The 24,815-nt window shown below is 64.7% G+C and carries 22 protein-coding genes and 1 tRNA gene; 20 read left to right on the forward strand and 3 right to left on the reverse strand.

Annotated elements, in window-relative coordinates:
- The first annotated feature begins 198 nt into the window (after positions 1 to 198).
- From AVE30378_RS07445 to AVE30378_RS07490, 10 genes are all read left to right on the forward strand, one after another.
- On the forward strand, positions 199 to 1,341 hold the full coding sequence (locus AVE30378_RS07445; RefSeq protein WP_165360115.1) for an ABC transporter substrate-binding protein: 1,143 nt from the start codon (positions 199 to 201) through the stop codon (positions 1,339 to 1,341).
- Between the two features lie 28 nt (positions 1,342 to 1,369).
- Entirely contained in the window at positions 1,370 to 2,245 is an 876-nt protein-coding gene (locus AVE30378_RS07450) for a branched-chain amino acid ABC transporter permease (RefSeq protein ID WP_129240139.1), read from the forward strand.
- Between the two features lie 2 nt (positions 2,246 to 2,247).
- Positions 2,248 to 3,228, forward strand: a complete 981-nt coding sequence (locus AVE30378_RS07455) for a branched-chain amino acid ABC transporter permease (RefSeq protein WP_129240140.1) — start codon at positions 2,248 to 2,250, stop codon at positions 3,226 to 3,228.
- Entirely contained in the window at positions 3,225 to 4,004 is a 780-nt protein-coding gene (locus AVE30378_RS07460) for an ABC transporter ATP-binding protein (protein ID WP_129240141.1), read from the forward strand. The genes AVE30378_RS07455 and AVE30378_RS07460 overlap by 4 nt, the downstream gene beginning before the upstream one ends.
- Positions 3,991 to 4,686 carry an ABC transporter ATP-binding protein gene (locus AVE30378_RS07465; RefSeq protein ID WP_129240142.1) on the forward strand — a complete coding sequence of 232 codons (696 nt, stop codon included), beginning with the start codon at positions 3,991 to 3,993 and terminating at the stop codon, positions 4,684 to 4,686. Before AVE30378_RS07460 ends, AVE30378_RS07465 begins: the two co-directional genes overlap by 14 nt.
- Before the next feature lie 18 nt (positions 4,687 to 4,704).
- Positions 4,705 to 6,033, forward strand: coding sequence for an aspartate aminotransferase family protein (locus tag AVE30378_RS07470; protein WP_129240143.1), 1,329 nt, complete (start codon positions 4,705 to 4,707; stop codon positions 6,031 to 6,033).
- The gene (locus AVE30378_RS07475; protein WP_129240144.1) at positions 6,030 to 8,048 is read left to right on the forward strand and encodes a hydantoinase/oxoprolinase family protein; all 2,019 of its coding nucleotides are present in this window, start codon (positions 6,030 to 6,032) and stop codon (positions 8,046 to 8,048) included. Before AVE30378_RS07470 ends, AVE30378_RS07475 begins: the two co-directional genes overlap by 4 nt.
- Before the next feature lie 15 nt (positions 8,049 to 8,063).
- Positions 8,064 to 9,704 (forward strand): hydantoinase B/oxoprolinase family protein, encoded by a 1,641-nt coding sequence (locus AVE30378_RS07480; protein ID WP_129240145.1) that lies wholly within the window; start codon positions 8,064 to 8,066, stop codon positions 9,702 to 9,704.
- Positions 9,705 to 9,879: 175 nt separating this feature from the next.
- Entirely contained in the window at positions 9,880 to 10,842 is a 963-nt protein-coding gene (locus tag AVE30378_RS07485; RefSeq protein ID WP_129240146.1) for a bifunctional GNAT family N-acetyltransferase/nucleoside diphosphate kinase regulator, read from the forward strand.
- A gap of 1,216 nt (positions 10,843 to 12,058) precedes the next feature.
- Entirely contained in the window at positions 12,059 to 15,145 is a 3,087-nt protein-coding gene (locus tag AVE30378_RS07490) for an autotransporter outer membrane beta-barrel domain-containing protein (RefSeq protein WP_129240147.1), read from the forward strand.
- 44 nt (positions 15,146 to 15,189) lie between these two features.
- Here AVE30378_RS07490 and AVE30378_RS07495 read toward each other — a convergent pair.
- Positions 15,190 to 15,263, reverse strand: a tRNA-Gly gene (locus tag AVE30378_RS07495).
- Between the two features lie 172 nt (positions 15,264 to 15,435).
- On the opposite strand from AVE30378_RS07495, the gene trmB reads away from it, so the two are divergent.
- The 5 genes from trmB to lysM all read left to right on the forward strand — a co-directional run bounded on the left by trmB (position 15,436) and on the right by lysM (position 18,479).
- Positions 15,436 to 16,224 (forward strand): tRNA (guanosine(46)-N7)-methyltransferase TrmB, encoded by a 789-nt coding sequence (trmB, locus tag AVE30378_RS07500; protein WP_129240148.1) that lies wholly within the window; start codon positions 15,436 to 15,438, stop codon positions 16,222 to 16,224.
- The gene (pip, locus tag AVE30378_RS07505) at positions 16,224 to 17,162 is read left to right on the forward strand and encodes a prolyl aminopeptidase (protein ID WP_129240149.1); all 939 of its coding nucleotides are present in this window, start codon (positions 16,224 to 16,226) and stop codon (positions 17,160 to 17,162) included. Before trmB ends, pip begins: the two co-directional genes overlap by 1 nt.
- 17 nt (positions 17,163 to 17,179) lie before the next feature.
- Positions 17,180 to 17,380, forward strand: coding sequence for a sulfur carrier protein ThiS (thiS, locus tag AVE30378_RS07510; RefSeq protein ID WP_129240150.1), 201 nt, complete (start codon positions 17,180 to 17,182; stop codon positions 17,378 to 17,380).
- A 291-nt stretch (positions 17,381 to 17,671) separates the two neighbouring features.
- Positions 17,672 to 17,989 carry a hypothetical protein gene (locus AVE30378_RS07515; protein WP_129240151.1) on the forward strand — a complete coding sequence of 106 codons (318 nt, stop codon included), beginning with the start codon at positions 17,672 to 17,674 and terminating at the stop codon, positions 17,987 to 17,989.
- A gap of 43 nt (positions 17,990 to 18,032) precedes the next feature.
- Entirely contained in the window at positions 18,033 to 18,479 is a 447-nt protein-coding gene (lysM, locus tag AVE30378_RS07520; protein ID WP_129240152.1) for a peptidoglycan-binding protein LysM, read from the forward strand.
- 171 nt (positions 18,480 to 18,650) lie between these two features.
- Here the strand turns inward: lysM and ffh are convergent, their stop codons facing one another.
- Entirely contained in the window at positions 18,651 to 20,051 is a 1,401-nt protein-coding gene (gene ffh / locus AVE30378_RS07525) for a signal recognition particle protein (protein ID WP_129240153.1), read from the reverse strand.
- A gap of 106 nt (positions 20,052 to 20,157) precedes the next feature.
- Here ffh and AVE30378_RS07530 point away from each other — a divergent pair, with 106 nt between their 5' ends.
- The 4 genes from AVE30378_RS07530 to AVE30378_RS07545 all read left to right on the forward strand — a co-directional run bounded on the left by AVE30378_RS07530 (position 20,158) and on the right by AVE30378_RS07545 (position 22,678).
- Positions 20,158 to 21,000 (forward strand): cytochrome C assembly family protein, encoded by an 843-nt coding sequence (locus AVE30378_RS07530; protein ID WP_129240154.1) that lies wholly within the window; start codon positions 20,158 to 20,160, stop codon positions 20,998 to 21,000.
- Position 21,001: 1 nt separating this feature from the next.
- Positions 21,002 to 21,265 carry a PP0621 family protein gene (locus AVE30378_RS07535; RefSeq protein WP_129240155.1) on the forward strand — a complete coding sequence of 88 codons (264 nt, stop codon included), beginning with the start codon at positions 21,002 to 21,004 and terminating at the stop codon, positions 21,263 to 21,265.
- Between the two features lie 196 nt (positions 21,266 to 21,461).
- Positions 21,462 to 22,040: a 1,6-anhydro-N-acetylmuramyl-L-alanine amidase AmpD gene (ampD, locus tag AVE30378_RS07540; RefSeq protein WP_129240156.1), complete on the forward strand. Its 579-nt coding sequence runs from the start codon at positions 21,462 to 21,464 to the stop codon at positions 22,038 to 22,040.
- A gap of 17 nt (positions 22,041 to 22,057) precedes the next feature.
- A complete protein-coding gene (locus AVE30378_RS07545) occupies positions 22,058 to 22,678 on the forward strand; it encodes a glutathione S-transferase family protein (protein WP_129240157.1) in 621 nt (206 codons plus the stop codon).
- Positions 22,679 to 22,700: 22 nt separating this feature from the next.
- Here the strand turns inward: AVE30378_RS07545 and AVE30378_RS07550 are convergent, their stop codons facing one another.
- Entirely contained in the window at positions 22,701 to 23,519 is an 819-nt protein-coding gene (locus AVE30378_RS07550) for an IclR family transcriptional regulator (RefSeq protein WP_129240158.1), read from the reverse strand.
- A 291-nt stretch (positions 23,520 to 23,810) separates the two neighbouring features.
- Here AVE30378_RS07550 and AVE30378_RS07555 point away from each other — a divergent pair, with 291 nt between their 5' ends.
- Positions 23,811 to 24,815 carry a 2-dehydro-3-deoxygalactonokinase gene (locus AVE30378_RS07555; protein WP_129240159.1) on the forward strand — a complete coding sequence of 335 codons (1,005 nt, stop codon included), beginning with the start codon at positions 23,811 to 23,813 and terminating at the stop codon, positions 24,813 to 24,815.

Consider the following 24,815-nt stretch of genomic DNA (forward strand, 5'->3'; position numbering starts at 1 on the left):
GTTCCTTGAAGGCCGCATTGTAGGGGTGGCAGAACGCTCATGTCGGGAAAACCCGGTCTTGCTGTCCATGCCGGCTATTTTTTATTATACCGAAAAAAGGAACGTTGTACCGATTTTCGGAACGACGATAAGCCATCGAAAACAACCTGGGGAAAGCCGCCCCGCCTTCAACGTCGATCGTTACAGGAGCGCAGCACCATGTCCGTCAAGCACATCCTCAACCTCGCCCGCCGTGTTTTTCCGGCAATCGCCCTGACAAGCCTGGCCTGCGCGGCCAATGCGCAAAACGTGGTCGTGGGCGCCACAGTGCCCCTCACCGGCCCTTTGTCGCTGACCGGCAAGCAGTACTTCAACTCGCTCAAGCTGGCCGAGGACGACATCAACAAGGCTGGCGGCCTGCAGGGCAAGCCAGTCAAGTTTGTATTTGAAGATGCCCAGGCATCCAACGGCACCGCCGTCAACGCCTATGTGAAGCTGGCGCAGGAGAACAAGCCCGCGTTCACTTTCCTCACCAGCTACAGCACCCAGAACATGGCAGTCGCGCCGGAAGTGGCAAAAGCCGGCATCCCGGCGATGTATGCCGGCGGCGCCGACGCCGTCGCGGATCTGCGCAATCCCTGGCTGTTCCGCATCCGCCCGCAGGACAGCACGGCGGCCGTCGCCATGGCGCGATTCGTCAAGGACGAGCTCAAGCTGTCCAAGCCCGGCATCCTGTACATCCAGAATGATTTCGGTCAGGGCGGCGCCAACGCGGCGGCCGCCTTCCTGAAGGACCAGGGTATCGTCCCGGTCGGCACGGAAGCCTATGGCCAGAACGACAAGGACATGTCGGCGCAACTCCTGAGTCTGAAGAACAAGGGCGCCGACGTCATCCTGGCTTTCGTCTATCCGCAGGACGGCGCAATGGTGCTGCGCCAGATCAAGATGCTGGGCCTCAAGCAACCCGTGGTGGCTTCCTCGGCCGCGTTTGTCCCGGCCGCGATGCAACTGCTATCGCCGCCCGACCTGGAGAACGTCTGGGGCGTGATCGACACCTACCTGCCCGCTACCGACAAAGGAAAGAACTACGCGGAACGCTTCAAGCAGCGCTTCTCCATGGACGCCGATCCCTACGGCGCCGCTTACTACGATGGCGCCATGCTGATGGCCCAGGCCATCAACGCCGTCGGCGCCGACCCGCAAAAGCTCCAGGCTTATCTCAAGGATCTCAAGGGCTACCAGGGCGTTTCCCACGTCTACAGCTTCGATGCCAAAGGCAATGGCGTGCACGATGTCGCCATCGTGAACTTCGCCAAGGGAAGCAAGGACATGCAGTTCATCAGCACCATCAAGGTCGACTGAGCATGGCCGGCGCCACAAGGGGAACTCCATGCAGGAAATGATCCAACTGCTGGTCAACGGCGTCGCGCTTGGCAGCGTCTACGCCCTGGCCGCGCTGGGCTTCGTCATCGTGTACTCGGCCACCAGCGTGGTGAACTTCGCCGCCGGCCAGTTCGTCATGCTGGGCACCTTCTTCGGGGTGAGCACCATCATCCAGGCGCAGTGGCCCGCGGCCCTGGCCTATCCGGCGGCCATTGCGATGATGGCGGTCTTCGGCCTGCTGTTCTATGCGTTGGTGCACCTGCCGTTGCAGAATCGTCCCGTGGTGACGGTCATCATCGGCACGGTCGCCGCCGGCATCGCCATGCAGAACGGCGCGCTGCTGGTTTGGGACGCCTGGCCCTTCCGCGTGCCCTCGCCTTTCGGCGACGGCACGATCAGCCTGGCCGGCGGCGTCATCACGGTGCATGCCCTGGCCACCATCGTCATCACGCTGCTGTTGATCGCCGGACTCTACGCGCTCCTGCACCGCACCGCCCTCGGACGTTCGATGCGGGCGGTGGCGCAGGACGTCGAAACCGCAAGGCTGATGGGCTTGCCGGTGCGCCTGCTGCTGGGCTTCGCCTGGCTGCTGGCCGCCGTCTTCGCGGGCTTCGCCGGCCTGTTGGTAGGGCCCATGTGGTTCGCCGACGTCAACATGGGCGATGCCGTCGCGCTCAAGGCCTTCGCCGCCACCATCATCGGCGGATTCGGCAGCGTGCCCGGCGCGATCGCGGGCGGGCTGGTCGTGGGCCTGATCGAAATCCTCGGCGCGGCATACCTGTCTTCCACCTACAAGGACCTGCTGGCCTTTGGAATCATGATTCTCTTCCTGCTGCTGCGGCCGCAGGGCATCTTCGGCGAACGCATCGCCGATCGGGGCTGACCATGAAACGATCCCATCTGCTCTGCGGTCTGGCTGTCGTGGCGCTGGCCGCCGCCCTGCCTCTCTTCACGCAGGGCTACGGCAACCGTCTTGCCAATACCGCCGTCATATCGGCCATTGCCGTCATCGGTTTGAACTTCGTGTTCGGCTATGCCGGACTCATCTCGCTCGCGCACGCCGCCTTCATGGGCGTGGCTGCGTATCTGGTGGCCGTCCTGACCACATCCCACGGCTGGAACCCCTGGCTGGCGGCGCTGCTCGCCATTGCGGCCACCTGCCTGATCTCCTATGTCACCGGCCGCATCCTGCTGCGCTTGAAGGGGCACTACCTGGCGCTGGCGACCTTGGGATTGAACGTGAGCTTCACCATCGTCGTTTCCAACTGGATCGACATCACGGGGGGCACGAATGGCATATCCGGCATTCCATCGCTCACGCTGGGCGCCATCAAACTCGACGATGAACCCAGCTTCTACCTGTTCTCGCTGGCGGTCCTGACCTTGCTCGCGCTGCTGGCCGTCCGCATCCGACATTCCCATGCGGGCCGCACGCTGATGGCGGTGCGCGACGACGAACTGGCCTCGGCCATGACCGGCCTTCCGGTCACCGAGGTCAAGGTCGCCGCCTTCACGCTGGGCGCCGCCTACGCCGCGGTGGCCGGCTGCCTGTTCGCCTTCCACATCCGCTTCGTTTCTCCCGAGGACTTCAACTTCTCCCACTCCATCATTTACCTGGCCATGCTGGTCGTGGGCGGAGAAGGCAGCATCGTCGGAGCGATTCTGGGCGCGGTGAGCGTGACCCTGCTGCCCGAATTGCTGCGCGGCGTCGGCAACGCCTACCTGCTGGTGTTCGGCATTCTGGTTCTGGTCATCCTGATCGTGCTGCCCCGCGGCCTGATCAGCCTGATCGATCCAGCCACCTACCGCCGTCGCGCCAAACGCGGCAGCCGCCGCGGCATTGTCCATGGAGGCAGCCTGTCATGAGCCTCATGCAAGTACAGAACATCAGCAAGCATTATGGCGGCGTGCAGGCGCTTTCGAACGTCAGCCTGGACATCGGCGCCAATCAGTTCTACGCCATCATCGGCCCGAACGGCGCGGGCAAGAGCACCTTGCTCAATGTGATGACGGGCCTGGTTCCTCCCACGTCCGGTCAGGTCAGATTCGACGGCAACGTGCTGACGGGATTGCCCACGCACGCGATCATCCACGCGGGCATAGGCCGGATATTTCAAAGCGGCCGCCTGTTCACGCGCCTCAGCGTCCTGGAAAACGTCATGCTAGGCGCTGCAATGCGTGACCCGCGCTCGCTGAGCGCGCTGCTGCTACGGCCCAGGTCCACCCGCGAACGCGAGCGCGCCGCCCGTGAAGCCGCCTACGAAACCCTGCGTCAGTTCGACTTGCACACGCTTGCCGACCGCAGCATAGGTTCGCTTTCTTACGGCAACCGCCGGCTCGTTGAAATGGCCAGGGTCATGGTGGCGCGGCCGCGGCTATTGCTGCTGGACGAACCCGCCGCCGGCCTGAATTCCGGCGAGGTCGAACAACTAATGGACCTATTGCGGCGCCTGCGCGAACAGCACCGGCTCTCCGTCGTGCTAATCGAGCACAACATGGGCATGGTGATGCGGCTGGCCGAAAACGTGGCGGTGCTCAACTTCGGCGCCAAGCTGGCCGAAGGCACTCCCGCCGAGGTGCAGTCCGATCCCGCGGTGCTCGAGGCCTATCTTGGAGGAGGCTACCAGCATGTTGCAGTGTAGAAACCTGGGCGCCGCCTACGGCGACATCGTGGCATTGCGCGGCATAGACCTGGAAGTACACACCGGCGAGGCCGTGGCGCTGATAGGCGTCAATGGCGCGGGCAAGACCACGCTGCTGCGCGCGATCTCGGGGCTGCTTCCCACCACGGGAGAACTGGCCTATGACGGCCGCCCCCTGGACACCCTGCCGATCCAGCGCCGCGTAAAGGCCGGCATTGCCCATGTGCCGGAGGGCCGTCGGATCTTTCCGGGTCTTACCGTGAAGGAAAACCTGGAAGTCGGAAGTTCGGTGCGCGGTCGCGGAACGAGCGACGATTTCGAGCGTGTCTATGACCTTTTCCCACGCCTGAAGGAGCGGATCGGCCAACTGGGCTGGTCCCTGTCCGGCGGCGAACAGCAAATGCTGGCGATAGGCCGCGCCTTGATGGCGCGGCCCCGCCTGCTCCTGCTGGATGAGCCTTCGCTCGGCTTGGCGCCGCGCCTGGCCGAGGAAGTCTACGCCCGCATCGCCTGCATCAACGAAGGCGGCATGACCGTACTGCTGGTCGAGCAAAACACCGTGCTCGCGCTGGGCGTGGCCAATCGCGGCTATGTCATCGAGAACGGCAGCATCGTACTGACCGACACCGCCGAGGCATTGCGTCTTCACCCGCGGGTCCGGGACGCCTACCTGGGCCGCTAATTCCTGCTTGAGAGAACCATGTATCCCGATCCTTCCTCCCGTTCACAGGCGCTGCACACGCGCGCCAAGCGCACCCTTCCCGGCGGCAATACCCGCACGACCGTCTATTTGTCGCCCTACCCCGTCTACGCCGCGCACGGCGCCGGCTGCCGCGTCCATGACGTAGACGGCAATGAATTGATCGACTGCATCAACAACTTCACGGCGCTTATCCACGGACACGCGCATCCTGTACTGGCCGCGGCCGCGCACCGCCAAATCGACCTGGGAACCGCGTTCGGCATGCCGACCGAAAGCGAGATCGCGCTGGCCGAGCTGCTGGCCGAACGCGTGCCGGGTATCGAACACATCCGCTTCACCAACTCGGGAACCGAAGCCGTGATGATGGCGTTGAAAGCCGCCCGCGCCTATACCGGACGGCCCAGGATCGCGAAGGTCGAGGGGGCCTATCACGGTTCTTACGACTATGCTGAAACCAGTCTGGATGCGAGCCCCGCGAATTGGGGCGACGCAGCCGCGCCCGCGTCGGTGGCGCACTCCCAGGGAACGCCGCAAGGCGTGACGTCCGATGTCGTGGTGCTGCCCTTCAACAACTGCCAGGCCACCGAGGCCCTGCTGCGCGCACACGGAGCCAGCCTGGCCGGCGTGCTGATCGACCTCCTGCCCAACCGGGTCGGATTGATTCCCGCCAGCGCCGAATACCTGCTCATGCTGCGCCGGGTAACGGCGGAACTCGGCATTCTGCTGATCATCGACGAAGTCATCACACTGCGCCTGGCTCCCGGCGGCGCGCAATCGCGGCTGGGCGTCACCCCCGACCTCACGACCGTCGGAAAAATCATGGGCGGCGGCTTTCCCGTGGGCGGTGTGGCGGGACGCGCCGACGTAATGGCAGTCTTCGACCCAAGCGGAGGCCGCCCGGCCGTGCCCCACGGCGGTACCTTCTCGGCCAATCCCGTAAGCATGGTGAGCGGGCTTGCAGCCATGCAACTGCTGGATGACGCCGCCTATGCCAAGCTCGACCGCCACGGCGACATGCTGCGGTTGGGGCTGAACCAGGCTTTCGCCGATGCCGGCATCGCGGGCCAGGCCACCGGCCTGGGTTCGCTGGTCAAGCTGCATCTGAAGACAGGCAGACTGAGCAACTACCGGGATGCCTACCCCAGTCCGGAACAAGCCCGGGCCATGGCGCGCTTCAACCGCGAAATGCTGAACCGCGGCGTGCTGATGGCCAGCTATGGCCTGATCGCCCTGTCCACGCCCATGCGGGACCAGGACATCGCCCAGATCATCGAGACCGCGCATGAAGCGCTCAATGTCCTGCGCCGCGAAGAGGTGCTGGCATGACCGTTACCGTTGGCATAGATGTAGGCGGCACCTTCACCGATCTCATCCTGGTGGATGACGAGTCCGGCGCGGTGCGCATCTCCAAGGTTCCCAGCACGCTGGAGAACCAGGCTTTTGGCGTGCTCGAGGCGCTGCGCCGCACCGAGGTTCCGCTGGAACGCGTGGACACCATCGTCCATGGCACCACCACCACGACCAATGCCGTGCTTGAACGCAAGCTCGCCAAGGTCGGATTGATCACTACCGACGGATTCCGCGACGTGCTCGAACTGGGCCGGCGCACGCGGCCGCAAGCCTACGGCCTGACAGGCAGTTTCGTGCCGCTCATTCCCCGCGAATTGCGGCGCGAAGTTCCCGAACGCATGGACGCCCAGGGCAAGGTGCTGACGCCGCTGGACGAGGACGCATTCGTGGCCCGGGTGCGGGAACTCGCGGAGACCGGCGCGGAAGCGCTGGTCATCCACTTCCTGCACAGCTACGCGAATCCCGCGCACGAACTGCGCGCCCTGGAACTGGCGCGCCAGCATTGGCCCAATGACTACATCACCGCGGGCCACACCATCATTTCCGAGTTCCGCGAGTTCGAACGCGGCACCGCCGCCGCCGTCAACGCCTCGGTTCAGCCGATTCTCGACCGCTACATCGACCGCCTGCAGAACAGCCTCACGGCAGCGGGCTTTCGCAACGACTTGCTGGTGATGCAAGGCAATGGCGGGACCGTCTCGGCGCGCACCATCTCGCGCGCGGCCATCAACACCGTGATGTCCGGGCCCGCGTCGGGAGTCATGGCCGCCGCCTATTCCGGCAGGATGTCGGGTTACCCGAATCTGATCACCTACGACATGGGCGGGACATCTTCCGATGTCGCGCTCATCGAAAACAGCGTGCCCAAGGTATCCAGCGAGCTGGAGCTCGAGTACGGCATGCCCCTGCACGTGCCGATGGTCGATGTCCATACCGTCGGCGCGGGCGGCGGATCCATCGCCCGCGTGCAGGCCGGCGGCCTGCTGCGCGTCGGGCCCGACAGCGCGGGCGCCCGCCCCGGCCCCATCTGCTATGGGCACGGCGGCGAACTCCCCACCCTGACCGACGCCAATCTGGTGCTCGGACGCCTAGACCCTGACCGGCTGCTCGCTGTCGACCGCGCGGTCAGCGTGGATGAGGTTGCCGCGCGCATCGAAGCAAGCATCGGCCGCCCCCTGGGGCTGGACGCGGTGCAGGCCGCGGCGGCCATTCTGCAGATCGGCAACAACAACATGGCCGGCGCCGTGCGTCTGGTCAGCCTTGCGCGCGGCTACGATCCTCGCGATTTCGCGCTCTTCGCCTTCGGCGGCGCCGGGCCGCTGCATGCCGTGGCGCTGGGACGCGAGCTTGCCATACCGACCGTGCTCATTCCCGTGCGTCCCGGGCTGACCAACGCGCTGGGCTGCCTGGTGGCGGACGTGAGGCACGACTTCGTCAAGTCATTCAACAGATCGCTCAAGGACCTGACGGACGCCGATCTGCAAGCCTGCCTGCAAGACCAGATCGCCCTTGGACATGCCGCCATCGAACGCGACGGCATCGCCGTTTCCGACATCGAGATCTTCCACCACGCGCAGATGCAGTTCCAGGGCCAAAGCCATCTGCTGACGGTGGCCATCGAAGCAGGCGCCGCCACTATCACCCAACTACAGGAGGCCTTCGCCCGCGCCTACTGGCAACGCTTCCAGGTCGAACTTTCCGAACTGCGTCCCGTGTTGGTGACGCTGGACACCAGCCTCGTCGGCAAACGCCATGCCATATCGCTGGACTCGCTGCGCAGCACGGGCGCCGCAGCCATCGCGCCACGGCGCCGCCAGGTGTGGTTTTCAGAAACCGGCTGGATCGACACGCCCATCTATGCGCGCGAGCACATTCCCGCCGAAGGCCTGCGCGGTCCCGCGATCATTGAGCAACTGGACGCGACCACCGTTATCGATCCCGGCGCGCATGCCCGCGGCGACGCCTACGGCAATCTCATCATCACTCTCTAGGGCAGATGCACTCCCATGACTCACATCGATCCCGTGACGCTGACCGTCATCCAGAGCGGACTGCACCAGGTATGCAATGAAATGGACCTCGCGCATTGCCGCGCGGCCTTCTCGCCCATCATTTCCGAATCGCAGGACCGTTCCAACGGCATCTACCACCGCGACAGCGGCGAACTCATTGCCCAAGGAGAGCTGGGCCTGCCCATCTTCGTGGGCACCATGCAGTTCTCCACCCAGGCCGTGATCGCCCTGGCCAAGGACATCGCCCCCGGCGATATCTTCATGGTCAACGATCCCTATCTGGGCGGGACGCATCTGATGGACGTACGCTTCGTCAAGCCCTACTTCTATCGCGGCAAGCTCTACGCCTGGCTGGCCAACACCGGCCATTGGCCCGACATGGGCGGCATGGTTCCCGGCGGATTCTCCGCCCACGCCACCGAAATCGAGCAAGAAGGGCTGCGTCTGCCGCCGGTCAAGCTGTACAAGAAGGGGGAGCTGGATCCGGAAATCCTGTCCATCCTGATGTCCAATATCCGCATCTCCGAGCAGCGCATCGGCGATATCAAGGCCCAGGCTGCCGCGCTGGCCATCGGCGAGCGCCGGCTGACCCAGTTGCTGGACCGGTACGGCCTGGACACCGTCGACGCCGCCGTTGAAGAGCTCAAGCGTCAGGCCTCCGTCCAGACGCGCGCCGTGATCGCTGCCATTCCCGACGGCGAGTACCACGGCCAGGCCTTCCTGGATTCAGACGGCGTCCAGGACCAACCGCTGAAAGTGTCCGTTCGCATCCGCAAGGAAGGCGAACTGATGCACTTCGATCTGAGCGACTCCAGCCCGCCGTGCGCCGGCCCCATGAACAGCGTCATCGCCACGACCCGCTCGTCCGTCTACCTGGCGATCAAGCACGTTTTCCCGGAGTTGCCCATCAACGCGGGCCTGTTCGAACCGCTACGCATCGAGGATCCCGAAGGCACCTTCCTCTATGCGAAGTATCCTCGGCCGGTATCCGGCTGCGCCGCGGAGGTCAGCCAGCGCATCGCCGAGGCGGTCTTCGACGCCTTGCAGAAGGCGATTCCGCACCGACTGTTCGCCGCGCCCGCGGGCACGACCGCCAATCTCGCCATCGGTGGCGATGACCCCATGCACGGACGATCCTACGTCATGTACGTCATCTCCGGCGGCGGCTATGGCGGCCATCCCGGAGGCGATGGGCTGACCAATGGCTGCTCCACCATCGGGATTTCCAAGGCGGCTCCTGTCGAAGTGCAGGAACAACTCTATCCCGTTCTCTTCGAGCGCTACGCTATCCACGAAGGCTCTGGCGGGCTCGGCGAGTTTCGTGGCGGCATGGGCATCCACTATCGCATCCGCCTGCGAGCAGGCTCGGCGCGGGCCTCCATGGTCATGGATCACGGAAAATTCGGCCCGCCTGGCGCGGCAGGCGGCAAGGACGGCGGACGCACGCGAGTCACGGTCTATCGCGATGGCACGGCCTATGTCCCCGCGCATGTCTCCAAGGACCAGGGAATCGTCATGCAGGCAGGCGACGTGATCGAGGTCTACACGCCCGGCGGGGGAGGTTATGGAGACCCCGAGCTGCGCTCACCGCTCGCCCGCGAAAACGATATCCGCCAGGGCTACTACCCTGATTGACGCGCATTCGCGAACGGGATGCGACAAACGCCGTCCACACGGCGTCCGCGGGAATCGCGGGGAACCGAGAGCCCCGCGGCTGCCCGCGGCAGGTCGCATGCCCGCTCTTCCCGGGGGCTGTTCGACGCCCACTCGCGTTCCGCCTTAAAATGAGCGCGTTATCGAAAGAACCGTCATGGCCATAGCCATGAAGGGCTTTCATCCTTTACAAATAAGTGTGGTGAAGATGAACAAGCCTTTCATTTCGCTGTGCCCGGAAATCACTCGAGCACACGCGCTGACGCTGATGGATTGGTTGGAAGATGAGCGCGTTACCTGCTATCTGAGCGATTCGCGCCATGTCTCCCGCTTCATCGAGCAAGCCATCGATCGGACTCAATTGCCGATCCTGACCCATCTATTCAACCAGGGCGGCCGATTCTTCATGGCCTATGACCGGCATGACGCCCCGGTGGGCTTTGTCCGTCTCATCAAGACCGGCCCGGACTGCGAGATCGTCCTGGTCATCGGAGAATGCGACAAATGGGGCCGAAACCTTGGCGCCAGCACGATCCGCGAAGGCATGAAACTGGCCTTCCTCGACATGCGGGCCGAGAAGCTCATCGCCAAGATCCACCCGGACAACGCGCGCTCGCTGAAAGCCTTTGTGCGCAGCGGCTTTCTGCTTGAGAGCGAAACGCCGACCTTGAAGTCCTTTTCCATGACGGCGGGGCGCTACCTCCGGTTCCTGCGGGAAGGTGCCGTTGGCGATTCCACCGAGATCTACATCACTGAAATCGACAAGGCCCGGCTCAAGAATCTGATCGAGTTCGAGCAAGGCCCGGCCGTTGTCGAACTCGAACACGAACTTGAGCGGGCCATTGTCGTCAAGCCGCAGCAGGTGGCGGGCAATGTCGTCACGATGAACTCCAGGGCCTTGCTGCAACTGGACGACGAAGAAATCGAAGTGGCCCTGGTCTACCCTGAAGACGCGGACAGCAGCGCCGGGAAGTATTCCGTGTGTTCCGATATTGGCGCCGCCATCCTGGGCTATCAGGAGGGGGACGCCATCGATTGGCGAATTTCGGACCGGACCCGCCGGATTGGGATCCGGAAAGTGCTTTACCAGCCGGAAGCCGCGGGCGATTTCCACCTGTAGTTCCTTCTTTAGCCCAGCGTTCGCCCGTCAAGCGCGAATACCCCCGAAAGGACGCGGTATCCGGCGGCCGAGACTCCAGGACGCGGCGAACTGGAGAACCGAGCCTAGCAGGGGCATGCGCCGCGAGTTGACTAGTACCGCGCGCGGCATGGCGTGCTGGGGTAGCCAGTTTTCGACATTGGCGATGGTCCAGACGGCCACCCCGGGCATCCTATGATCGCGACCGCGCTGGCCGCCGCTGCTACGGCTTAGTGTTCCGGTCCTTCCGCACCAGACGGTTGCTCCTGAAAGGCCGGTAATACGGTTCTGTTCCTGCCACCCTGGAGCTCCGCTGCGTAAGCCACACTGCGCGAGCTGTTGGACATGCGCGCACTTCGCATTTTTCGATCGACCGAAAGTGCCCGGGCAGGTTCAGGTGGACTACATCATGGGCTTGGGCTTCATCCCCAGGCCTGCGGACTATGTGGGACCTAACGGCGTCTACGAGCGCCTGAGCGGCGCCAGGCCGTTGGGCGAACACGGAGGGATGTTCCGCTACGACAACGGCTGCACGGATATCTTCTCGACGGCCCCACCAGCCTGTTCGCGAAGCAACCGCTCAACAATCTCTGCCTGGAACCGGTGGGCGCGGAACCATAGGCAACGGTCCGCGTTCAAGCGCCAGACTGGCGCCGAAGACCGAGGGAGCGGCAGCCAGCGGCAAACGTCACGCCCAACACGAACAGGGTCAGCATCCGATGTGTGATGCCGGTGGGATGACGTTCGACAGGAAAGCCCGATAGCAGCGCACGATCTCCGGTAGGTGAATTTCGAGTGTCACCTTGGATGAACGTTTGCAGTGCTGAGGCAGGCGCCTCTTGCTGCTGGAAGGCGTCAGGTCGAGGTGTCAATGATCCAGACCTCGGCCTGATTCGACACATTTCCTTGCATCAACTTTTGTTCAGAAGCCATCTCGGGCTGCGCATGCGTATTGGCGTTTTTCTCGCAATTTTTGAGAAATGTCTTATTTCCCGGGTGCATGAACTTCTCCAGAATTTTCCCCTTGCGGTAGGCACCAAGCCTCCCGAAACGCGTCACTACGCTGCTAGCGCCCTCTCACCCTTGAAGTGCCCTCCGTCGTTTCCACGACATCCGTGACCTGTCCCTATAGGCACGGCCTTCGCCTTTCCCGCTCGACCTGTTGCCAAGTCGCGGGGGGCCAAATCCAAGACCCTTGATGAAATCGAAATCTACTTCACCTCTTTCCCTTGCTTTGCTTTCCGCATTGTTTCCCGCCACGTCGATGGGTGCCTCGACTGAAGTTGTCGACAGACGCAATGAGTATTCCAGAGTGTGGCAGACCGGTATAGCGGTTCCATCCGGACCGAGGACACTCAGCAATGCGCCAGCGTGGATCTTCGCCACTGGCGAACAGCCTATCCTTGCTGATGGAGAGGAAAAGACAGTCGTCGATTCGACGGTGAAGACCTCCGGTCATGAGGAGCACGGCGTGACGGTGCGCAACGGCGGGAGTGCCACGGTCGTCAACAGTCAGATCGTCACGCACGGCCGTAACGCCAATGCCGTCAACGTCTCCACCGGGGGGAAAGCTGACCTGGTCGGTAGTGCCGCGATGACGCATGACGACTTTACCCATGCGCTGAGTGCCAACGGTGCGGATAGCTGGATTTCCGTACGCGGCGGCGAGGTCGGCACTTCGGGGTTTGAAGCTACGGCTGTGTGCGCGACCGACGGTGCGCACATAGAACTGGATAAGGTCTCGATAAACACGCTCGGGCAGAACAGCACCGGCGTCTCTCTGCACGAAAGCACAATGGCGGCGTCGGGCACGGACATCGTTTCCGCGCAAGGTATCGGGATGGCCGTCTTTGGCGGAAGTGTGACGTTCAGCGATGGCAGTATTGTTGCCTATAGCGATGCGATACAGCTCGGCTCTCCCTGGGCAGGTTCCCACTCGCCGATAGCCGCTGACATTCGCGACTCCTCAATACGGTCGGAATCCGGCATGGGGATCAAAGTCCTGGGGCAGAATACCCAAGCCACCCTGGATCGAGTGCACATCAGTGTGGGTTCGCCGGGTAGCCAACTGTTGAACACCGGTGTCTGGATGCAGGGCCGGGATAGCCAGATGACGCTCAGGGACTCGCGCATCGACGCCTATGGGAACGGGAACGCCGGTGTGTTCAGCGTGGCCGGAGACATGACGCTGGAAAACAGTGACATCAAGGTGCACGGGGATCTGAGCGGCGGAGTCATAGCGGACGGCTACGGCGAGGCCATGGCCATCACCATGCGCAATGTCGCTATCGAAACGCTGGGGGCCGGCAGTCTGGGAGCATTGGTCTCGAGAGCGGACTTCGTGATGGAAGGCGGTTCTGTCGTGACCCTGGGCAAAGAGGCTCATGGCGTGAAGTCCGATTCCGGGAGTTTGTCGATATCCGGCAGCAAGGTGTACACCTATGGGGACGTCGCGCACGGAGTCATCACGGGTGATCAGCATGCCCGGATGGAGTCGGTCGATGTGAAAACGCATGGCGCAGGTGCCGACGCGCTGTGGCATTACGCCCTTGCTCCTGGCAATTCCCCTGCCACCTTGAATATCGGCGGAGGAAGCCACATCGAGGCGAAAGACGGCGCAGCCATTCAAGCGATCGGCGGTGATCTGAGCATCTCCTTAAGCGACTCGACGTTGATCGGAGGATCTCTCGGCGGCCAAGGAGTACTTTTGCGCACCGTCGACTGGAATGAGTCGGGGCAGTCAGTTCCCGCAGGGCGTGTGGTTCTCGACGCCGAGCGCAGTCGTCTGAAAGGCGACATCGTGCCGGAGCGCGGCTCGGTCAGTCTCTCGTTGCGCGACCATTCGAGTTTGCATGGTGCGCTTCGCGACGTGGCCGGTTCTTCGGTCGAAAAAATGACGATCGACTCAAGCAGCGTTTGGTATGTGGGCAATAGCTCGGTGGTGCAAGATCTCGAGGCGTCCGGGACGGTTTCGCTCAACACTTCCGGCAAGGCCTTCAAAGTGCTCGACGTGACTGGCGATCTTACCGGTGACGCATTGTTCGAGATGGCCAGCGACGTGGGCTCAGGGCAAAGCGACAAACTGCGCATCGGCGGCACGGTTGAAGGAAATCATCGTGTTCTCGTCGCCAACAGCGGCGCAGAGCCGGCAACGTCTGGCGGCAGCCTTCAGCTTATCCAGACCGAAGGAGGATCCGGGTCCTTTGCGCTGGCCAATCGCGGTCAGGCCGTGGATGTGGGGACCTACCGCTATACGCTCGTTAGTGACAACGCAGTGGGCGGCCGCTCTTCCGACTGGAGCCTGGTTCACTCCGGTACGGTGCCGCAGGAGCCTTCGCCGCCGGTCGCTCCGCCCGGCGCGAATGCGCTTTCCACTGCTGCAAATGCAGCAGTGAACACGTCAGCGGCCGGAACCGCCCAGGCTATCTGGCATGCGGAAAGTGCCACGCTGATGCAACGCCTGGGACAACTGCGTCAGGATAAGGGAGTTGGCGGACTCTGGACCCGGGGCTTCGGGCAGCGACAAAAGATCGACAATCGCGGCGGCAGGGATTTCGATCAAACCGTCGGTGGCGTGATGATCGGCGCCGATGTCACGCTACCCACGGCAACGGGGCGCTGGCATCTGGGGGGAATGGTTGGCTACAGCGATGTCGACCGTCGCTTTCCAGACGATGGGAAAGGCGGAGCAGATAGCTACCAGGTCGGTAGTTACGCCACGTGGGTAGGTGATGGAGGCTGGTATCTCGATGGCGTCTTCAAGGCCAATCGAATCCTGCAGGATTTTGACGTGACGGCGACCGATGGGAAGGCGGTTACCGCCTCGTCCTCTCGCGGCGCTGTCGGGGTCTCCCTGGAGACCGGGCGGCAATTTCAACTGGCGGATGACTGGTATGTCGAACCGTTGCTGGGCGCATCGACTGTGCGCGTTGGCAGCGATCGGTATCGAGCGAGCAACGGGCTGCTTGTCGAAGGCGATGGCGGCAATTCGTTGCAATTGCGAGGCGGTGTCCTGATTGGTCGACGCTTCTTGCTGAACGATGGGAAGGTTCTGCAACCTTACGTCAAAGTGGCGCGTGCGCACGAGTTTAAGGGCAAAGGCGTTGTGCGTACCAATGGGATTGCGACGAACACCGACTATTCGGGCGGGCGCACCGACATCGGTCTGGGCCTGGCTGCCATGCTTGGCACTAACCACCGGCTGTACACCGATTACGAGTACAGCAGTGGGAAGCAAATGGACCGGCCCTGGGCCTTCAACCTCGGCTATCGCTACTCGTGGTGAATCGAACAGGAACCAGCGGCGCTTGAGCCGCTGGAAAGTTGACGTGGAGCGGGTGATGGGAATCGAACCCACGCTTGAGGCTTGGGAAGCCGCCGTTCTACCATTGAACTACACCCGCTCGGGTGTCGTACCCGCGGCGCAAAGCCCGGGCAGAGGCCGCGATTATAGCGCGGGTTTTTCGTTGCCGGTTTCGATGCCGGATCCGCCTTGCGCCGCCATTCCAAATACGTCCCCAATTTAGTGCATCCGGGCGACACCGGCCCGCCGGGCCAGCCACTACAATTCGGGCTATGAATACGAATACCCCTGAAAATTCCCCCGCGGCGCCCGGCGGCGATGAGCCGTCCGCCGCCGTTTCCCCGCAGACGCAGGCCGCGCTGGCCAGTACCGCGCATGCGCCCAACAGCCCGGGCGCGACGCATATCCGCAGCTTCGTGCATCGCCGCGGCCACATTACGCAAGGCCAGCAGGCGGCGCTGGAGCGCCTGATGGGCCAGTGGTCCATCCCCTACGCGGCCCGCCGCCTGGACCCGGCCGCGGCCTTCGGCCGCCAGGCGCCGACGGTGCTGGAGATCGGCTTCGGGATGGGCGAAACCACCGAGAAGATCGCGCTGGCCCGTCCCGGCGACAATTTCCTGGGCGTGGAGGTATTCAATGCGGGCGTGGGTTCGCTGCTGCGCCGCATTGAAGATTCCCATATCCAGAACCTGCGCATCATCCAGCACGACGCGGTGGAAGTGGTGCGCGACATGATCGCGCCCGATTCCCTGGCGGGCGTGCACGTCTATTTCCCCGATCCGTGGCCGAAGAAGCGGCACCACAAGCGCCGGCTGTTGCAGCCGCCCTTCGTGTCGCTGTTGGCCAGCCGCATCGCGCCGGGCGGCTACATCCACTGCGCGACGGACTGGGAAGATTACGCGGTGCAGATGCTGGAAGTGCTGAGCAACGAACCGCTGCTTGCGAATTCCGTGGACGGCTACGCGCCGCGCCCCGATTACCGCCCCCTGACCAAATTCGAGACGCGCGGCCTGCGCCTGGGCCATGGCGTCTGGGACCTGATCTTCAAGCGAGTCGCCTGATGCTCTATCCGCCTATCGAACCCTACCGCCAAGGCACGCTGGATACCGGCGACGGCCACCAGATCTATTGGGAGCTCTGCGGCAATCCGCAGGGCAAGCCGGCCGTGTTCCTGCACGGGGGCCCGGGCAGCGGTTGTTCGCCCGTGCATCGCCAGTTGTTCGACCCGCAGCGCTATAACGTGCTGCTGTTCGATCAGCGCGGCTGCGGCCGTTCGCTGCCGCATGCCAGCCTGGAGAACAACACGACCTGGCACCTGGTGTCGGACATCGAGCGCCTGCGCACCGAGGTGATGAGCGCGGACAAGTGGCTGGTGTTCGGCGGATCGTGGGGGTCAACGCTGGCGCTGGCCTATGCGGAGACGCACGTGTCCCACGTGAGCGAACTCGTGTTGCGGGGCATTTTCGGGTTGCGCCGCGCAGAGATCCAGTGGTTCTACCAGGAGGGCGCGTCGTGGCTCTTCCCGGACCGCTGGGAGGAATACCTGGCGCCCATTCCGGAAAGCGAGCGCGGCGACCTGGTGGCGGCCTATCACAAGCGTCTGACGGGCGACGATCCGGCCGAACAGTTGCGCGCCGCGAAGGCCTGGAGCAAGTGGGAGGACAGCACCATCACGCTGCTGCCCAGCCCGCGCCACCAGCAAAGCCATGCCGCCGACCGCGCGGCGCTGGCGTTTGCCCGCATCGAGAACCACTATTTCGTGAACGCCGGTTTCATGGAAGAAGGCCAGTTGATCCGCGACGCCCACAAGCTGCGCAGCGTCCCGGGCACCATTGTCCAGGGCCGCTACGACGTCTGCACGCCGGCGCGCACGGCCTGGGACCTGCACCGCGCCTGGCCCGAGGCCGACTTCCACCTGGTCCCGGACGCGGGCCACGCCTTCGATGAACCCGGCACGCTGGCGCGCCTGATCGCCGCCACCGACGCCTACGCGCGATAACTGGCAAGGAGACCTGCATGCACATCACCCTGAACGGAGACGCACGGGAGTTCCCCCTGGACACGACCGTGAACGAACTGCTCGATACCCTGGGCTATGCCGGCAAGCGCGTGGCGGTGGAACGCAACGGCGAGATCGTTCCCAAGAGCCAGCACGCGCAGACCGCGCTGTCCGACGGCGACCAGATCGAGATCGTGGTGGCCGTCGGCGGGGGCTGAGCGCCCGCGCCGCGCGCGTTGCCGCGCTGTCGCTTCAAACGAGGGCCGCCGACACAGCGGCCCTCGGCGCATGTAGCCGCCCGTCCGATGCGGTTTAGGTCCGCGCGCGAGCCTTCCCTGCAAAGAGGCCAGCATTCTTGCGTAGTCTGACGACGAGCTAGCAACCTGTTACACGTTAACCCCTCGTCGCATGGGGAATGTGCGAGTCATAATCGTTCCTGCTGGTTTCGCACTGTTGTCTTGCTGTTGTTCTAGCGTTGCACATCGCCCCACGGGGGCAGAGGAGGCATCATGAACACCGCAGTCATCATCAACCTGATCATCCAGCTTGTCGCCGGCGCGGCCGGGGGCAATGGCCTGGCGAAAATGCTTCAGCAGTTCAATCTGGGGCCATTGGGCAACACCATCGCGGGCGCCATCGGCGGCCTGGCGGGCGGTTCCTGGCTGGCCCCGATGATCACCGCGGGAGCCGGAGCGGTTGCGGCGGGCAATGCAGGACTGGATCTTTCTTCGATCGCCGGCAGCGTGGTCGGCGGCGGCGTCGGCGGTGCCGTGCTTACCTTGATCGCCGGCATCGTGCGCAAGATGTTCGTGGGCCACAAGCCCTGATGGCACTTTGTTTTCTCACCGCAACATAGATAAAGGAAACACTATGGGTCTGCTCAATTTCATCAAGGACGTTGGGGAAAAGCTCTTCGGCGCCAGCGAGGCCAAGGCCGCGACGCCGGACGAATTGAAGAAAGAGCTGGATAAGCATGGCCTGAATGCCGACGGCCTGCAGATCTCGGTCGACGGCGACAAGGTCACGGTCGCGGGCGAGGCCCTCAGCACGGAAGCCGCCGAGAAAATCACCCTGGCCCTGGGCAACACCGTGGGCGTCGCGCAGGTGGACAACCAACTGAAGGTGAAGCAGGCCGCGCCCGAAGCCAAGATGTACACGGTGCAAAAGGGCGACAACCTGTGGAAGATCGCGGAAGCGCAGTACGGCAAGGGCCAGGGCGCGAAAAACACGCTGATCTTCGAAGCCAACAAGCCGATGCTGACCAGCCCCGACAAAATCTACCCGGGCCAGGTGCTGCGCATTCCGCCCCTGGCTTGACGCACGGAAACGAACAAGCCGGAGGGCACCCATGCGCTTTCCGGCTTGCATCGCGGCAGCGCCCCCTGCTCGCCGCGATTACTTGGCCAGACGCAATGTCTGGCCATTTTTTTTGGGCAGCAGGCCTGAGGCTTTCCGGTGTCGGACACCCGAGGTGTCAGACACGCGGAATCACCGGAAGCGGCCCAGGCCCTTCATGCCGCCCATGGCGCGCATCATCTTGGCCATGCCGCCCTTCTTCATCTGCTTCATCATGCCCTGCATCTGGTCGAACTGCGCCAGCAGGCGGTTGACCTCTTGCACGGGCACGCCGGAGCCGGCCGCGATGCGGCGCTTGCGCGACGCCTTGATGAGTTCGGGCTTGGCGCGTTCGGCCGCCGTCATGGAGTTCAGGATGCCTTCGGTGCGGCGCAACTGCTTTTCGGCCTGGCCGCCCTGCAACTGGCCGGCGGCCTGCTGGAACTGAGCGGGCAGTTTTTCCAGCAGGGAGCCCATGTCACCCAGTTTCTTGACCTGGCCGAGCTGGTCGCGGAAGTCGTTCAGGTCGAACTTGTTGCCCGACTTGATCTTGGCGGCCAGCTTCTGGGCTTCGGCGATGTCGATGTTCTTCTGCGCCTGCTCGACGAGCGACACGATGTCGCCCATGCCCAGCACGCGCTGCGCCATGCGCTCGGGGTAGAACGGCTCCAGGCCGTCCAGCTTTTCCGATACGCCGACGAACTTCAGCGGCTTGCCCGTGACGTGGCGCACCGAGAGGGCGGCGCCGCCGCGGGCATCGCCGTCCAGCTTGGTCAGGACCACGCCGGTCAGCGGCAGCGCGTCAGCGAAGGCGCGCGCGGTGTTGACCGCGTCCTGGCCCTGCATGGCATCCACCACGAACAGCGTTTCGACCGGTTTGACCAGGTCATGGAGGGCGCGGATTTCGCGCATCATGGCCTCGTCGATACCCAGGCGGCCGGCCGTGTCCAGGATCAGCACGTCATAGTGGTGGCGGCGCGCGTGGTCCACCGCGTTGCGGGCGATGTCCTCGGGCTTCTGGCTGGGGTCGGACGGCAGGAAGTCCACGCCCACCTGCGCCGCCACGCTTTTCAACTGGTCGATAGCGGCCGGGCGGTACACGTCGGCGGACACCACCAGCACTTTCTTCTTGCCGGTCTTGCGGCCGTGCTGGGTGTGCTGGCCTTCGGTGAGCCAGCGCGCCAGCTTGCCGGTGGTGGTGGTCTTGCCGGCGCCTTGCAGGCCGGCCATCAGGATGACGGCGGGGGGCTGCACGGCCAGCGAGAGTTCGCCGGAGTCGGCGCCCAGGTCGCCGCCCATCAGGGCCGTCAGTTCCTTGTGGACGACGCCCACCAGGGCCTGGCCGGGGCTGAGGCTGCCGGCGACTTCTTCGCCCAGCGCCTTTTCCTTCACCCGCGCGACGAACTCGCGCACGACGGGCAGCGCCACGTCGGCTTCCAGCAGCGCCATGCGCACTTCGCGCAGCATCTCCTGGGTGTTGGCCTCTGTCAGGCGGGCTTCCCCACGCAGCGTCTTGACGACGCGCGAAAGGCGTTGAGTTAGGTTATCGAGCATGAGAGGCGTTTCCGCTTAAACTAGTTGATTGAACGGTGGCCGCGGGCGCGGATTTCGCGCTTTCGGGTGGCACGCACCCCCAGGCCCCATCCAGACAACGGTTTCTATGTCACTAGGCATTGTATTTCACACGGCGGCTGCCTTGGCGTACGCAGTGCTCGGGGGGTCGCTTTGGATCCGCCTGGCCGGCGCCGGGGAAGTCGAACAGACGGGCAAGATCGCCCGTCTGTGCCTGCTGGGAGCCCTGGTCCTCCATGGAGTCGGGCTGCAGCAATCCATGCTGGGCGCCCAGCACCTGTTCATCGGGTGGGCGCTGGCCCTGTCCGCCGCCATCTGGCTCGGCATGGTGGTGTTCTGGCTGGAAAGCCTGCTGGTGCGCATAGACGGCCTGCAACTGCTGCTGCTGCCGGCCGCCACCATCGCCAGCGGCCTGGCCGCGCTCTTCCCCCAGGGGCAATACGTGCCCCACGCCAACGACGCCTGGCTGCGCGTGCACCTGCTGATCGCGCTGGCGGCCTACGGCCTGATCACCATCGCCGCCCTGCACGCCATGATGATGGCGCTGCTGGACCGCCACCTGCACCGCCCGCTGGACGCTCCCGCCGAACGCAGCATCGTGGGCCGCGTCCTGGATTCCCAGCCGCCGCTGCTGGTGCAGGAACAACTGCTGTTCCGCATCATCTGGATCGGCTTCGTCGTGCTGACCCTGGCGGTGGGCACGGGGTCGGTAGCGTCCATGAAGCTGACGGGCAAGATCCTGCCGTTCGACCACAAGACCGTCTTCACGCTGCTGTCCTGGCTGACGTTCGGCGTGCTTCTGGCGGGCCGCCACGTCTGGGGCTGGCGCGGCCGCGTGGCCCTGCGCTGGACGCTGACGGGTTTTGGTTTCCTGATTCTGGCCTACACCGGCAGCCGGTTCGTGCTGGAAATGATTCTGCACCGAGGTTGACGTGGGCAAGTTGCTGTTCTGGATTTTTCTGGTCATCGCGGTGCTGTTCGTCGCCCGCATCGCCGGCCGCATGGCGGCGGCGAAGCAGGCCGGCGCGCAGGGCGGAAAATCGGCGCGCGGCCGGGCGCCGCAGCCCAAGCCGCTGGAATCCATGGTCCGCTGCGCCCACTGCGGCATCCATTTGCCGCGCTCCGAGGCCCTGCTGCAGAACGGCCAGACCTGGTGCACCGCGGAACATGCGCGGCTGGGGCCGGGTAAGCACTGACGTGCTTCATGGGGGTGTCAGACACCCGTGAGATGGCGGAGGCTGGGGGGAGGACATCTCCTCGGGTGTCTGACACCTGGACTTCTTCCCGGGTGTCTGGCTCGTGGACTTCGGAGACTACCGCTGGGGTCAGATAGAAGCCTGCCTTTCCACACGGCATAATGCATGTTGGATTCCACGTACATGCTTTCTTCCCATGGCCTTGCTTCTGGATCGTCATGGCTGGCTGGCGCCGGCCCCGGGTGTTTCGCTCCTGCCCTCCCCCAACCGCGACGCGCGGCCCGCGGGCGAGCAGGTTTCGCTGCTCGTGCTGCACAACATCAGTCTGCCGCCCGGACGGTTCGGCGGGCCTGAAGTCGCCGGGCTGTTCCTGAACACGCTGGACTACGGTTCGCACCCCTGGCTGGAACGCCTGCGCGGGCTGCGGGTGTCGGCCCATTTCTTCATCCGCCGCGACGGCCGCATCATCCAGTTCGTGTCCACCGACGAACGCGCCTGGCACGCCGGCGTTTCGCGCTACGCGGGCCGGGAGCGCTGCAATGACTTTTCCATCGGCATCGAACTCGAGGGCACCGACACCCTGCCCTACGCCGACGAGCAATACCTGGCGCTGCGCAAGCTGACGCCGGCTCTGCGCGCGCGCCATACCCTGGCGGCCGTCCGGGGCCACGAACACATCGCCCCGGGACGCAAGACCGACCCCGGGCCCGCTTTCAACTGGACGCGCTTTTCGCGCGACAGCGGTTTTGCGCGGCGGCAGTTGCCGCCCGCCTGACACCTAAAGGACTGGTTATGTTGAAAATCTGGGGACGCCTGACTTCCGTCAACGTTCAGAAAGTCATGCTGACCGTGCGCGAGCTGGCCCTGCCGCATACCTTCACGCAGGCGGGCGGGCCGTTCGGCGTGGTCGACACGCCGGAGTTCGCCAAGCTGAATCCCAACCGCACCGTGCCCGTCATCGACGACGGCGGCTTCGTGCTGTGGGAATCCAACGCCATCGTGCGCTACCTGGCCTCGCGCTACGGCGTGGGCACGCTGTGGCCCGAGGACGCCTGCCTGCGCGCGGACGCCGACCGCTGGATGGACTGGCAGACCACGGAATGGCAAGGCGCCATGGGCCCGGCCTTCCTGGGCCTGGTCCGCACGCCTGAAGACAAGCGCGACAAGGCCGCCATCGAGAAATCGGTGAAGCGTTCGAACGCGCGCGCCCTGATCCTGGACCAGGCACTGCAAGGCCGCGAGTTCATCGCCGGCCGGCACCTGACGATGGGCGACATCGCGCTGGTCTGCTCGGCGCACCGCTGGCTGGCCCTGCCGATCGACCGCCCGGACACGCCGGCGCTGGCCGCCTGGTACCGCCGCGTCATGATGCGCCCCGCGCCGCAGGGCGTGCTGACGCTGCCGCTGGAGTAAGGCGCCAGGGGCGCGCGGCGGATCAGGCGCGCTCCACCTTCCACCCCAATTCGGCCGAAATCCCCGCCGCCGCGCCCTGCACCACGGCGACCATTTCGCGCATGCGTTCCAGCGACATGTACGGCACCGTGCTGGACACGCTGATCGCCGCCACGATGCCGCTGGACGCGTCCCTCACCGGCGCCGCCACGCAGCGGATCGACGGTTCGTTGTCTTCGAGATCGAAGGCGTACCCCTTCGCCGCGTATTCGCGCATGCGGTCGCGGAAGGCCTCCCAGGTCTGGCGGCCGCCAGGCGCGCGCGACGATACCGGCGCGCCGATGCGGTGCAACGCCTTCCACTGCGGTTCTTCGGCATCCAGCAGCAGCGCCTTGCCCACGCCGGTGGCGGCCAGCGGCATGCGGTGCCCTACCCGCGACCGCATTTCCAGCCCCTTCTTGCCGGGGATCTTCTCCAGGTACAGCACTTCGTCGTTGTCGCGCACGGCCAGGTGGATGGTGTCGCCCGTCAGTTCGGCCAGCCCATCCAGGTACGGACGCGCCAGCGTCGCCATCGGAAACGCCTCGCGCGCCTGGAATCCCAGTTCGATCAGCTTCGGCCCCAGCACGTAGCCCACGCCGGGCAAGGACCGCAGATAGCGCTCCTGCACCAGGCAACTGGCCAGCCGGTGCGTGGTGCTGCGCGCCACGCCGATGCGCGCGCAGATTTCCTTCAGGTCGCGCGCGCCGTCGGACACGGCCTGCACGACGGCCAGGCCGCGCATCAGCGTCTGCGTGCCCGCGGGCGCGGCGGCGTCGGGATCCAGGGCGGAGGAATGATCGGGGGTCTGCGTGGCGGTCATGAAAATCGAGGCTGTGCGACAGGCGGGGAAGAAGCATACCCGGCGCGGCTGGGCCGGCATGCGGGGAAAAGAGAAGTTTCCAGGCGACGGGCGCAAGGCGTGTTCGTCTTGATTTCGTTCCCTGTATGTGGGATTTAATTCTATATTTTGAGATTTTTCAAGCGCTGATCTAGAATTTTTCCCATCGCCCGCCCGCTCGCCTCAACGCCGGCCGGGCATCAGACAACAAGGCCCGCGGAACCCCGCCCAAGCGGCAGCCGGATCCGCGGCCAGAGCCGAGACAGATTTCTGATGACTACCGGATCGCCCGCTCGCGCGGCGCTTATCGCGCTGGACTGGGGCACCTCGTCGTTGCGCGCCTACCGCCTGGACGCCGACGGCCGCACGCTCGACACCCGCCATTTGCCCTGGGGCATCATGCGCCTGCCGCAGCCGCTGCAGGACGGCGCGGCCACCGCGGCGCTGTCGGGTTTCGAGCTGGCGTTCGAACAGGCCTGCGGCGACTGGCTGCGGGCCGAGCCTTCGCTGCCGGTGATCGCCTGCGGCATGGTCGGCAGCGCCCAGGGCTGGAAGGAAGCCGCCTACCTGGACGTGCCGGTGGACCTGAAACGGATCGGCACGCTGCTCACGGTGGTGGAACGCAAGGGCACACCGGTGCATATCGTGCCCGGCCTGATCCAGCGCCATGGCCTGCCCAACGTGATGCGCGGCGAAGAGACCCAGGTTTTCGGGGTGTTGTTCGACCGCGCGGTCGCCGGCGCGGACAGCGTGCTGATCGGCCTGCCGGGCACCCATTCGAAGTGGGTGAACGCCCGCCGCGGCCGCGTCACGCACTTCGACACCTTCATGACCGGCGAGGTCTACGCCGCGCTGCGCGGCCACACCATCCTGGGCCGCACGATGGCCGATGCCGCCAGCGCCGACATGGCCGCTTTCGAACGCGGCCTGAAGGTGGCCGGCGCCCCCGCCGGCCGCGCCGGCGTCCTGTCCACCATTTTCAGCACCCGCGCGCTGGGCCTGACCGGCGAACTGGCGCCCGAGTCGCAGGCCGACTATCTGTCGGGCCTGCTCATCGGCCATGAAGTCGCGTCGCTGGCCGACATGCTGCGCCAGCAAGGCGAACAGCCCCGCATCGTGCTTTGCGGCGAACCCGCCCTGTGCCAGCGCTACATCCAGGCCCTGCGGCACTACGGCCTGGGCACGCCCGAGCAGGCGCAGGACGCCACCGAGCGCGGCCTGTGGCACCTGGCCGTCAGCGCCGGGCTCGTCGCCTCTCCTTCAACGGCTATCGCCTAG

Source organism: Achromobacter veterisilvae, assembly GCF_900496975.1.
Classification (GTDB): domain Bacteria; phylum Pseudomonadota; class Gammaproteobacteria; order Burkholderiales; family Burkholderiaceae_B; genus Achromobacter; species Achromobacter veterisilvae.